This window comes from Nocardioides jensenii JCM 1364 = NBRC 14755 (assembly GCF_001552535.1).
GTDB classification, from domain to species: domain Bacteria; phylum Actinomycetota; class Actinomycetes; order Propionibacteriales; family Nocardioidaceae; genus Nocardioides; species Nocardioides jensenii.
Genome location: NZ_BCRJ01000161.1, coordinates 1 through 5,670, shown reverse-complemented (window position 1 = coordinate 5,670; position 5,670 = coordinate 1). Strand labels below are relative to the sequence as shown.

3 rRNA genes are annotated in these 5,670 nt (G+C 55.7%); all 3 read left to right on the top strand.

Features of this window, described 5'->3' with window-relative positions:
* Positions 1-273 precede the first annotated feature (273 nt).
* The 3 genes from NJ4_RS24665 (at position 274) to rrf (ending at position 5,459) form a co-directional block, all read left to right on the top strand.
* Positions 274-1,791, top strand: a 16S ribosomal RNA gene (locus NJ4_RS24665).
* A 346-nt stretch (positions 1,792-2,137) separates the two neighbouring features.
* Positions 2,138-5,237: ribosomal RNA gene (locus NJ4_RS24660) — 23S ribosomal RNA — on the top strand.
* Between the two features lie 105 nt (positions 5,238-5,342).
* Positions 5,343-5,459 (top strand): 5S ribosomal RNA (rrf, locus tag NJ4_RS24655).
* The 16S, 23S and 5S rRNA genes sit together here, the layout of an rRNA operon.
* Positions 5,460-5,670 lie beyond the last annotated feature (211 nt).

Below are 5,670 nucleotides of genomic sequence, written 5' to 3'. Positions count from 1 at the left end.
CTCCGGTAAGTTTTGTCAGGTTGCCCCGGGGCTTGGTCGTGAGGCTGGGTGCGGTGCGCGCTTGATCCTTGAGAACTCAACAGTGTGTCAAAAGTCGACGAATTAGTTTGATAACCCGTCTGGTTTTGATCTGGCTTTGGTCAGTGATGGATCGGCGGTTCCTTTGGTAAGACAACGATGATTCCGACAATTTTTGTCGGCGTCTCGTCTCTTGCCGGGAGATAACATCTGAGAGATTTGGGTGGCTGCCTTTGGTGGTTGCCCTGTTTGATTTCAACGGAGAGTTTGATCCTGGCTCAGGACGAACGCTGGCGGCGTGCTTAACACATGCAAGTCGAGCGGTAAGGCTCCTTCGGGAGTACACGAGCGGCGAACGGGTGAGTAACACGTGAGCAATCTGCCCTTCACTTTGGGATAACTACCGGAAACGGTGGCTAATACCGAATACGACCACCTCCGGCATCGGATGGTGGTGGAAAGTTCTGGCGGTGAAGGATGAGCTCGCGGCCTATCAGCTTGTTGGTGAGGTAATGGCTCACCAAGGCTTCGACGGGTAGCCGGCCTGAGAGGGTGACCGGCCACACTGGGACTGAGACACGGCCCAGACTCCTACGGGAGGCAGCAGTGGGGAATATTGGACAATGGGCGAAAGCCTGATCCAGCAACGCCGCGTGAGGGATGACGGCCTTCGGGTTGTAAACCTCTTTCAGCGGGGACGAAGCGAAAGTGACGGTACCCGCAGAAGAAGCACCGGCCAACTACGTGCCAGCAGCCGCGGTAATACGTAGGGTGCGAGCGTTGTCCGGAATTATTGGGCGTAAAGGGCTCGTAGGCGGTTTGTCACGTCGGGAGTGAAAACCAGGTGCTTAACACCTGGCCTGCTTCCGATACGGGCAGACTAGAGGTATGCAGGGGAGAACGGAATTCCTGGTGTAGCGGTGAAATGCGCAGATATCAGGAGGAACACCGGTGGCGAAGGCGGTTCTCTGGGCATTACCTGACGCTGAGGAGCGAAAGTGTGGGGAGCGAACAGGATTAGATACCCTGGTAGTCCACACCGTAAACGTTGGGCGCTAGGTGTGGGACTCATTCCACGAGTTCCGTGCCGCAGCTAACGCATTAAGCGCCCCGCCTGGGGAGTACGGCCGCAAGGCTAAAACTCAAAGGAATTGACGGGGGCCCGCACAAGCGGCGGAGCATGCGGATTAATTCGATGCAACGCGAAGAACCTTACCTGGGTTTGACATATGCCGGAAAGCTCTAGAGATAGAGCCCCTTTTAGTCGGTATACAGGTGGTGCATGGCTGTCGTCAGCTCGTGTCGTGAGATGTTGGGTTAAGTCCCGCAACGAGCGCAACCCTCGTCTTATGTTGCCAGCACGTAATGGTGGGGACTCATAAGAGACTGCCGGGGTCAACTCGGAGGAAGGTGGGGATGACGTCAAGTCATCATGCCCCTTATGTCCAGGGCTTCACGCATGCTACAATGGCCGGTACAAAGGGCTGCGATACCGCAAGGTGGAGCGAATCCCAAAAAGCCGGTCTCAGTTCGGATTGGGGTCTGCAACTCGACCCCATGAAGTCGGAGTCGCTAGTAATCGCAGATCAGCAACGCTGCGGTGAATACGTTCCCGGGCCTTGTACACACCGCCCGTCACGTCACGAAAGTCGGCAACACCCGAAGCCGGTGGCCCAACCCTTGTGGAGGGAGCCGTCGAAGGTGGGGCTGGCGATTGGGACGAAGTCGTAACAAGGTAGCCGTACCGGAAGGTGCGGCTGGATCACCTCCTTTCTAAGGAGCTGTTTGGCAGGCTGGTTTTCTGGTCTGTCCAAGTCGTCTGTTTCGTGGCCGAATGTGTCACGGCAGGCAACGCTCACTAGTGGAACGTCGATTATTTGGTGGTGCTCTTTTGAGTGCTCGTCAGTACTGCTCCTTTGGGGGCGTGGAACCTCGAGTGTGATGAAGAGTTCGAGCCTGACACACTGTTGGGTCCTGAGGGATCGAGTCTTGACTCGTTTTCTCGTGGGCCGTCACCCCGCTGAACCGCCTGGTTGTTTGATCAGGTAGGCAGGGATCTTGGTGATGGTGCCGCCCGTATCTTGAGAACTACACAGTGGACGCGAGCATCTTTGTAGCAAGACAAGCTACTAAGGGCACATGGTGGATGCCTTGGCACCAAGAGCCGATGAAGGACGTAGGAACCTGCGATAAGCCCCGGGAAGTTGGTAACCAAGCTGTGATCCGGGGATTTCCGAATGGGGAAACCCAGCTGGAGTCATGTCCAGTTACCTCTGTCTGAACACATAGGACAGTTGGAGGGAACACCGGGAAGTGAAACATCTCAGTACCGGTAGGAAGAGAAAACAAAAGTGATTCCGAGAGTAGTGGCGAGCGAAATCGGAAGAGGCCAAACTCGTGCAGTGTGATAGCCGGCAGGCGTTGCTGTTCGAGGGTTGTGGGGCCGTCACGTCGGATCTGCCGATCCGACACAGAGTTAGAAACCATCGTTGAAGTCGAAATGGACTGGAAAGTCCTGGCGTAGAGGGTGATACCCCCGTACACGTAAGACGATGGCTCTGAGACGTCACCCCAAGTAACACGGAACCCCTGAAATTCCGTGTGAATCTGGCGGGACCACCCGTTAAGCCTAAATACTCCTTGGTGACCGATAGCGGACAAGTACCGTGAGGGAAAGGTGAAAAGTACCCCTGGCGGGGAGTGAAATAGTACCTGAAACCATGTGCCTACAAACCGTTGGAGCGGGGATTCGTCCCTGTGACAGCGTGCCTTTTGAAGAATGAGCCTGCGAGTTTGCGTTGTGTTGCGAGGTTAACCCGTGTGGGGAAGCCGTAGCGAAAGCGAGTCCGAATAGGGCGTTTGAGTAGCACGATCAAGACCCGAAGCGAAGTGATCTATCCATGGGCAGGTTGAAGCGCGGGTAAGACCGCGTGGAGGACCGAACCCACTTAGGTTGAAAACTGAGGGGATGACCTGTGGATAGGGGTGAAAGGCCAATCAAACTTCGTGATAGCTGGTTCTCCCCGAAATGCATTTAGGTGCAGCGTCGCGTGTTTCTTGCTGGAGGTAGAGCACTGGATAGCCGATGGGCCCTACAAGGTTACTGACGTTAACCAAACTCCGAATGCCAGTAAGTGAGAGCGCGGCAGTGAGACTGCGGGGGATAAGCTCCGTAGTCGAGAGGGAAACAGCCCAGACCATCAGCTAAGGTCCCTAAGCGATAACTAAGTGGAAAAGGATGTGGAGTCGCACAGACAACCAGGAGGTTGGCTTGGAAGCAGCCACCCTTGAAAGAGTGCGTAATAGCTCACTGGTCAAGTGATTCCGCGCCGACAATGTAGCGGGGCTCAAGTTATCCACCGAAGCTATGGCATTCATGCGTAAGACAGGCCTTTGTGGTCCAGTTGCATGGATGGGTAGGGGAGCGTCGTGTGGGCAGTGAAGCGGCGGAGTGATCCAGCCGTGGAGGCCACACGAGTGAGAATGCAGGCATGAGTAGCGAATGACTGGCGAGAAACCAGTCCGCCGAATGATCAAGGGTTCCAGGGTCAAGCTAATCTGCCCTGGGTAAGTCGGGACCTAAGGCGAGGCCGACAGGCGTAGTCGATGGACAACGGGTTGATATTCCCGTACCGGCAAAATAGCGCCCATGACGAACCTAGTGATGCTAAGTGCCCGAAACCACCGGGATCCTTCGGGACGATGGTGGCAGAGCGCACGACCCGAACTAGTAGTAGTCAAGCGATGGGGTGACGCAGGAAGGTAGTCCAACCGTGGCGATGGTTGCCCACGGCTAAGGGTGTAGGGCGAACGGTAGGCAAATCCGCCGTTCATGTGCCTGAGACCTGATGGGGAGTCCGTATGGACGAAGTGGATGATCCTATGCTGTCGAGAAAAACCTCTAGCGAGCTATGCGCCGCCCGTACCCCAAACCGACTCAGGTGATCAGGTAGAGAATACCAAGGCGATCGAGTGAACCACGGTTAAGGAACTCGGCAAAATACCCCCGTAACTTCGGGAGAAGGGGGGCCGGATTCGTTATGGGACTTGCTCCCAGAAGCGTTGATGGCCGCAGAGACCAGGCCCAAGCGACTGTTTACTAAAAACACAGGTCCGTGCGAAGTCGTAAGACGATGTATACGGACTGACTCCTGCCCGGTGCTGGAAGGTTAAGGGGACCTGTTAGATCTTCGGATCGAAGCGGAGAACTTAAGCCCCAGTAAACGGCGGTGGTAACTATAACCATCCTAAGGTAGCGAAATTCCTTGTCGGGTAAGTTCCGACCTGCACGAATGGAGTAACGACTTGGGCGCTGTCTCAACCGTGGACTCGGCGAAATTGCAGTACGAGTAAAGATGCTCGTTACGCGCGGCAGGACGGAAAGACCCCGGGACCTTTACTATAGTTTGGTATTGGTGTTTGGTTCGGCTTGTGTAGGATAGGTGGGAGACTATGAAACTCAGACGCCAGTTTGGGTGGAGTCAACGTTGAAATACCACTCTGGTCGTACTAGATATCTAACCTAGGTCCATTATCTGGATCAGGGACAGTGCCTGATGGGTAGTTTAACTGGGGCGGTTGCCTCCTAAAATGTAACGGAGGCGCTCAAAGGTTCCCTCAGCCTGGTTGGCAATCAGGTTTCGAGTGTAAGTGCACAAGGGAGCTTGACTGTGAGAGTGACAACTCGAGCAGGGACGAAAGTCGGAACTAGTGATCCGGCGCTGGCATGTGGAAGCGGCGTCGCTCAACGGATAAAAGGTACCCCGGGGATAACAGGCTGATCTTCCCCAAGAGTCCATATCGACGGGATGGTTTGGCACCTCGATGTCGGCTCGTCGCATCCTGGGGCTGGAGTAGGTCCCAAGGGTTGGGCTGTTCGCCCATTAAAGCGGCACGCGAGCTGGGTTTAGAACGTCGTGAGACAGTTCGGTCCCTATCCGCCGCGCGCGCAGGAAACTTGAGAAAGGCTGTCCCTAGTACGAGAGGACCGGGATGGACGAACCTCTGGTGTGCCAGTTGTTCCGCCAGGAGCACGGCTGGTTAGCTACGTTCGGAAGTGATAACCGCTGAATGCATCTAAGCGGGAAGCACGTTTCAAGATGAGGTTTCCCACCGGGTTAACCGGGTAAGGTCCCCAGTAGACTACTGGGTTGATAGGCCGGAGGTGTACAGCAGTAATGCCTAGCCGACCGGTACTAATAGACCGAGGGCTTGTCCCTCAAAGATGTTGCGCGTCCACTGTGTGGTTCCCGAGTTACGGTCGGGAACCAGCTTGATAAGTCACGAGACTTATATGAAGTTGGTTTGATCTAACTCCATAGAGTTTCGGCGGCCATAGCGAAGGGGAAACACCCGGCTCCATTCCGAACCCGGAAGTTAAGCCCTTCAGCGCCGATGGTACTGCAACCGGGAGGTTGTGGGAGAGTAGGACGTCGCCGGACATTACTTAGTAGAGGCCACCTCGTTCGCGAGGTGGCCTCTACGCATTTGTCCACCTAACCTTGGGTCCACCCCGTGGGTTGGTCACCGCCGAAAGGATCCCGTCATGGCTGAGAATGCCCCGCGCCGCAACAGCTCCCGCCGACCCACCACCGGTGGCTCATCGCGCAGCAGTGACACCCGTGGTGGCCAGAAGAGCCGCGGAAGCCAAGG